The sequence below is a fragment of the Epilithonimonas hominis genome (assembly GCF_003730015.1).
GTDB classification, from domain to species: Bacteria; Bacteroidota; Bacteroidia; order Flavobacteriales; family Weeksellaceae; genus Epilithonimonas; species Epilithonimonas hominis.
The window spans coordinates 48160-55267 of sequence record NZ_RJTU01000010.1; the positions used below are offsets into that span (position 1 = coordinate 48160).

Genomic DNA, 7108 nt, shown 5'->3' on the forward strand with positions numbered 1-7108 from the left:
TCCTGCAAATTTGCAGGATTCTTTTTATAATTTAAAACCGCCAACCCAGTGTTACAAAGAAATTATTTCTGTTGTTTTTGACTTTAGAAACGGCATACGCATCGCTATTTACATCATAGCCACCATTGAAATAGCCTGAATTGAAATCAGCACTACCTTGTAAAAAGGGGCTAGAATATTCTGAGGAGATATTCTGATAAGAAGCGTCGATATAAAATGCTTTAAAATCATACCCAATTCCCGCACCTATGATATTCCTTTTTCCTACGAAAAGATTGGAGTAATTTTGATTAGATGTAGATCCATTATCATTGTAGGTCAAAATTGAAATGTTATCAAAGTTATTGCCTTGATAAGCATATCCTCCTCTCAAACGGAAATCTGAGATCCTGTATTCTGCGCCTACACGTATTTCTGATGAATTTTTATAAGCATCATTAAAAAAGTCATTGAGTTCCTGTTCAGCCACACCATATTCTTTATACTTAGGCTTTGTAATCCCCTGAATATAGTCAACATTTAAGGAGAAATTTTTGCTTGGAACAAAAGCTGCACTAAGTGTAGCTTTCATCGGTGTTGTTAATTTTCTGTCTTCACCGTAGCTATTATCTTGAGTGTAGGTATATTCATTAAAAACACGGTCAATGGTCCACCACGTTGGAGTTTCTATCGCAGCACCTAATCTAAACTGATTATTCACTTTCGCAATAATACCAATATTGGCCGAAAATCCGTTGGATTGCTCATCATAAGGTGTGTATTGTTTATTGTAATCCAACGACGTATTATCCAGATCTGAGTGAAAATTAGCAGTATCATACTGGGTTATTGAAGCATTATGAAAATTAAGTCCTGCTCCAAGATATATTTTGTTGTCATAGTTAGCGCCTAGCACAAAATTAGATTTAGCAAGATTACCATAACGATTGTAAGCATGGCCCTGATATTTGTAATTGATAGGCTTCAAAGGATCAGTATTATCAATCATTTTAATATTTGCATTGCCAGCTGATTGCGAGTAATCTTCAATAGATTGATTACTGTAATTGAAACCAATATTGATAAACTTCCATTTTGATGACATATCGCCAAGATTTAATGAAATTACACCACCAGCATTATTAATATCAGTTTTGTTAATAGTATAGTTTAAAGCTGTCCCAGCAAAATTAGTTGTATTTTTTGAGCTGTTGACACCAAGCGTTAGGTTGACATCATTAGCGATAAATACCCCAATGCCAGCAGGATTTACAAAAGATGAAGAAATATCTCCACCTAAAGCACCCATAGAGCCCGCCATCGCATTGAATTTTGATGTCCCGTTAATTGAACTGTTCGAATAAACATCTATGGTGTTTCTAATTACTGAAGCGTCTTGCCCCTTAAGGTATAAGAAGGAAACAGGCACAGAAATCAATAATAAAGTCTTTCTTAACATTATATATAATTGTTGTTTTTAATTAAAATTATCTTCTTCCTCCGCCTGATCTCATTCCACCTCCTCCGCTAGATGATCCGCCTCGGAAGCTACCGCCAGAGTTAAATCCTCCACCAGAACTTCCGGATCTTGGAGAGGAAAAGCTGTCATTCCTGAAACCTCCGTTTTGATTGGATCGAATGCCAGAATTATTCGGGTAATTTCTTGTACCTCCGTCATTTGGATTTGTTCTGATTCCAGTGTTATTTGGGTAGTTTCGCATAATACCATTTTGGTTGCTTCTGATGCCTCCATTGTTTGGAAAGTTTCTGACACCATTAGTGTTATTATTTCTGATACCATTATTCACAGAAGATCTGGTATTGCTGGACATCATATCTCTATTTCTGAAACCGCTTGAGTTAATCCCACGGAAACCATTTGTAGTTCTTGAGTTAGAAATCATTCCAGTCAGCCTGCCATTTGCTCCCGACCTATTATAATAAACAGGTCTGTAGTAAGCTCCTCCGTAGTAGCCGGGATAATAGCCCCCATAGTATCCACCCCAACCATAGTTCCAGAACGGGTCATAGAAGCCGCCCCATCCCCAAGGTGAGTAGAAAGAGCTTCCCCATCCCCAGCCAAAGCCAAGACCCCAGCCATAGCCGTAGTAAGGATAACCCCATCCAAAGCCGTAGTAAGGATAACCCCATCCAAAGCCGTAGTAAGGATAACCCCATCCAAAGCCTCCGCCCCAGCCCCAATTATTAAAGCTGGAATAATTGGTTTCTGTTCCTGTAAAAGTTCCCCAGTCGGAATCCTTAGTTAATGGTTTGGAGTATCTATTTTGCTGCTCCTGAAGATTTTGCTGGTTATTATCATAAATACTTGGGTAAGTGTCCTGATAATTATAATAATCATCTACCTGATTTCCAAAATTACCACCGTAAGTGCCTGCAGGTAAAGTATCTTTATTCGGGTCATAATAAACTCCATCTGTTTCAGAGTATCCTCCTGTATATACAATGCATGAAGTTAGAAGAGAACTGCCGGCAATCAATAACAAACCTTTTGATTTGATAAGATTGAATAAGCTTTTATTGTTGAAATTTTTCATTTTATGAGAAGTATTAAGTTTCCTATATTTGCATTTGTTAAAAGTGACCAAATTTTATACCATTCGAATTTAGTAAAATACGTGTAAAATTAGGCTTTTTATTTAGATTAAAAAGTTTAAAAAAAGTTAAAAACATATCAAAAAAATTATGGCAAAATTGACATCAAGAGCAGAAGATTATAGCAAGTGGTATAATGAGCTGGTCGTAAAAGCTGATTTGGCGGAGAATTCAGGAGTGAGAGGTTGTATGGTAATCAAACCGTATGGCTATGCGATCTGGGAAAAGATGCGAGATGAAATGGACAGAAAATTCAAAGAAACGGGGCATCAAAATGCTTATTTTCCTCTTTTCGTTCCAAAAAGCCTGTTCGAAGCCGAAGAAAAAAATGCTGAAGGTTTTGCCAAAGAATGTGCTGTGGTTACACATTACAGACTAAAAAATGATCCAGATAATCCGGGAAAACTGATGGTAGATCCAGAAGCCAAACTGGAAGAAGAATTAATAGTCCGCCCAACTTCGGAAGCTATTATCTGGAATACTTATAGAAACTGGATCCAGTCTTACAGGGATTTACCAATTCTTATCAATCAATGGGCAAATGTGGTAAGGTGGGAAATGAGAACAAGATTATTTCTGAGAACTGCTGAATTTCTTTGGCAAGAAGGGCACACTGCGCACGCCACGAAAGATGAAGCAGTAGAAGAAACTGAAAAAATGCTTGAAGTCTATGCAAAATTTGCAGAAGATTTTATGGCAATCCCTGTGATCCGAGGAATTAAATCACCTTCAGAAAGGTTTGCCGGAGCAGATGAGACCTATTGTATAGAGGCTATGATGCAGGATGGGAAAGCTTTACAGGCAGGTACATCACATTTCTTAGGTCAAAATTTCGGAAAAGCGTTTGATGTGAAGTTTACGACCAAAGAAGGGAAAATCGAACATGCTTGGGGAACCTCTTGGGGAACCTCTACAAGATTGATGGGTGCTTTAATCATGACGCATTCTGATGATCTTGGTTTGGTTTTACCGCCTACTTTAGCACCGATTCAAGTTGTAATTGTTCCAATTTTCAAAGGAGAGGAACAACTGGCGCAGATCAGTGAAGTAGCGTTGGAAATACAGGCAAAACTTAGAGCTAAAGGTATATCTGTTAAATTTGATGATGATACTCAAAACAAACCGGGCTGGAAATTTGCGGAATACGAACTGAAAGGTGTTCCACTAAGAATGGCAATGGGACCAAGAGACCTCGAAAATAAAACAGTCGAATTGGCAAGACGTGATAACCTTACCAAAGAATCTGTTTCTATAGAAGGATTGGATAATTATATTGAAGAATTATTACAAACCATTCAAAAGGATATTTACAATAAAGCCCTTAAGTTCCGTGAGGAGAATATCACAAAAGTTGATACCTATGAAGAGTTCAAAAATGTTTTAGAGGAAAAAGGCGGATTTATTTTGGCACATTGGGATGGAACAGAAGAAGAAGAAGAAAAAATAAAGCAAGAAACCAAAGCAACTATCAGATGTATTCCTCTCGCTAACGAAATGGAAGACGGAGTTTCTCTTATCTCAGGGAAACCTTCGAAACAAAGAGTTGTATTCGCAAAATCATATTAGCATTAAACCGTTTATCCTTGATAAACGGTTATTTTTTATCAATTATTAAGTTAAATTTATATTAAAATCAACGAGGATTCAAAGGATGGATTAAAATTTGGTACTTTCATAATATTAATCACAAAATAAACTATTATGTCAACTACTAATTTAATCGATCTTATAAAAGGTCAATTCGGTTCGTCTACAATTTCACAGACAGCGACACAGCTTGGTGAGAGCGAATCTGGTATTTCCAAAGCTATTTCGGCTCTATTACCAGCGATTATCGGAGGACTTGTAAATAGCAATGCGAGATCAGAATTATTTACCACGGTAAAAGAAGCTTCCAATTCTGGCATTTTATCTAATCTTTTAAATGATAACAGCGGAAATCAATCTATTATCACGAGAATTCTTCATTTAATCTTCGGAAGCGGTGATAGACTTGAGGCGATTACTTCAGCAGTTTCAGAATATTCCGGCATAAGAAAAGAGTCAACCAATTCATTAATGAATATTGTTGCGGCCTCTACAGTCGGTACAGTCGGAAGATATGTTACAGAAAATAATCTGGATTCTTCATCTTTTGATTCTTTGCTTAATGACCAAAAAAACAATTTATCCCATTTATTGCCTGCAGGATTTAGTTTTGCATCATTAGGCTTAGGAAACTGGTTTGGAAATGTAGACGCACAACCCCTCAATGTTATTCCTGAACCTGCTCAAACGCCTGTTAATAATATTAACCCAAGTACTCCGGTAATAGAAAAAGACGTCACCGCGTCTGGTCCTGCAAAAATAGATGTCGCAAGAAGTGGGCAAACGCACGAAATCGTTTCTGAAAGAGATTCTGGAGGAAGTATTTGGAAATGGCTGCTTCCATTATTGCTGTTATTGCTTTTAGGATGGTTCTTTTGGAAACAATGCAATAAAAAAGCTGAAGCCGTACCTGTGTCAACTACAGATTCTACTAGTACTGAGGTAAATTCTGCCGATTACAATGGAGACACTGTAATAGTAAAAAGAGAAACGATGGTGGTAATTCTGCCTAGCGGACAAACCTTGCAAGCTTACAAAGGTGGTATCGAGGACCAGATTGTTACATTCCTGAAATCTGATGATTACAAGAATGCAACTGAAGATCAATTGAAAGATAAGTGGTTCAACTTTGATAATCTTAATTTTGAATTTGGAAAAGCGGTTCTGACTCCCGACTCAAAAGTTCAGTTGGAAAATCTGAAATTGATTTTGGCAGAATTTCCGGATGCAAAAATCAAAATCGGTGCGTATACTGATAAAAAAGGAGATGCTAATACCAATCTTAAACTTTCTAATGAAAGAGCAAACACTGTAAAATCATCTTTAAACTCTGCCCAAGTTCTAGAAGCAGAAGGCTACGGATCCAAATTTGCAAAAATCCCAGCGGAAGCATCTGACAAAGAAAGAGAATCTGATAGGAAAACAGCCATACGGTTTGTAAAGTAAAATCATTATTTATAAAAAAACTGTCAATTGATTGACAGTTTTTTTTATTGTCTTATTGTAGGTTAAGAAATGTATTACTAACTTTGTTAGAATAATCTAACTTTATTTTGAGTAATTCAGATATCAATAAAGGCTGGCGAAAGGAAAAAGCGGCCAATTCGCTTAATGAAGTTTTTTCTTCGATAAAAGTTCCAGCGAACGCAAGTTCATGGAAAAAATTTATGGCTTACGTAGGCCCGGGGCTTTTAGTTGCCGTGGGTTATATGGATCCGGGTAATTGGGCTACCGATATTGCCGGAGGTGCTCAGTTTGGTTATACTTTGCTATCTGTAATTTTGATTTCTAACCTATTTGCCATTGTTTTGCAACATTTGTCCGTGAAACTCGGTATTGTTGCAGAACGCGATCTAGCGCAGGCTTGTAAAGACCATTTTCATCCTTCTGTTAATTTTATTTTGTGGATTTTTTGTGAGATTGCGATAGCAGCCTGTGATCTGGCAGAAGTTATTGGCTCTGCTATTGCTCTGAATCTTTTATTCGGGATTCCGCTTAGTGTAGGCGTTATCATAACTGTGATTGATGTTTTCCTGATTTTATTTTTGCAATCCAGAGGATTCCGATATATAGAAAGTATCGTTGGTGGACTTATTTTTGTAATTTTTGCGTCTTTTTTATATGAAATATTTCTAAGTAAACCGGATATCTTCCCATTGCTTGAAGGATTAATCCCTAAAAAAGAGATCATTACGAATCCTTCTATGCTTTACATTGCCATAGGGATTCTTGGTGCTACCGTAATGCCACATAATCTTTATCTTCACAGCAGTATCGTGCAGACAAGAGATTATCCTAGAACAGCAGAAGGAAAAAAAGAAGCGCTCAAGTTTGCAAGTTTGGACAGCAGTCTTTCTCTGATGCTGGCGTTTTTTATCAATGCTGCCATTCTGATAATTTCAGCTGCAACTTTCCATACATCCGGAAATAAAGATGTCGCTGATATCAATGACGCTTATAAACTGCTTTCGCCAATTTTGGGAACAACTTTAGCGAGCATTTTTTTCGGAGTAGCATTATTGGCATCCGGACAAAATTCCACAGTTACAGGAACTCTTGCAGGACAAATCGTGATGGAGGGTTTTCTGAATATCCGCCTGAAACCGTGGGTTAGAAGATTAATTACAAGATTAATTGCCATTATTCCGGCGCTTATTATTTCGATTCTTTACGGTGAGAGAGGAACTGCAGATTTACTTGTGTTCAGTCAGGTTATACTTTCTATGCAACTTAGTTTTGCAGTGGTTCCTTTGGTGATGTTTACAGGAAACAAAACGAAAATGGGTCAATTTGTCAATAAGCCTTGGCTTAAAATTCTTGCCTGGATTATTAGTGGAATTATTATTGTTCTGAATCTATATCTCTTAAAAGAAACTATTTTTCCATAAATAAAAAAGGCCGAATCATTGAGAGGCCACTGAAAAACTAA

5 protein-coding genes are annotated in these 7108 nt (G+C 37.1%); 3 read left to right on the forward strand and 2 right to left on the reverse strand.

Annotated features, from left to right (window positions below; genetic code table 11):
* Window positions 1–31: 31 nt before the first annotated feature.
* Window positions 32–1438, reverse strand: coding sequence for an OmpP1/FadL family transporter (locus EGH73_RS01170; RefSeq protein ID WP_184808050.1), 1407 nt, complete (start codon window positions 1436–1438; stop codon window positions 32–34).
* Between the two features lie 28 nt (window positions 1439–1466).
* Complete coding sequence (locus tag EGH73_RS01175; protein ID WP_123280305.1) at window positions 1467–2534, reverse strand: prolyl-tRNA synthetase; 1068 nt, start codon at window positions 2532–2534, stop codon at window positions 1467–1469.
* Between the two features lie 148 nt (window positions 2535–2682).
* Here EGH73_RS01175 and proS point away from each other — a divergent pair, with 148 nt between their 5' ends.
* The 3 genes from proS (at window position 2683) to EGH73_RS01190 (ending at window position 7067) form a co-directional block, all read left to right on the forward strand.
* The gene (proS, locus tag EGH73_RS01180) at window positions 2683–4158 is read left to right on the forward strand and encodes a proline--tRNA ligase (RefSeq protein WP_123280306.1); all 1476 of its coding nucleotides are present in this window, start codon (window positions 2683–2685) and stop codon (window positions 4156–4158) included.
* A gap of 135 nt (window positions 4159–4293) precedes the next feature.
* Window positions 4294–5625: a DUF937 domain-containing protein gene (locus EGH73_RS01185; RefSeq protein ID WP_123280307.1), complete on the forward strand. Its 1332-nt coding sequence runs from the start codon at window positions 4294–4296 to the stop codon at window positions 5623–5625.
* A gap of 104 nt (window positions 5626–5729) precedes the next feature.
* A complete protein-coding gene (locus EGH73_RS01190; protein ID WP_394338729.1) occupies window positions 5730–7067 on the forward strand; it encodes an Nramp family divalent metal transporter in 1338 nt (445 codons plus the stop codon).
* The last annotated feature ends 41 nt before the right edge of the window (window positions 7068–7108 follow it).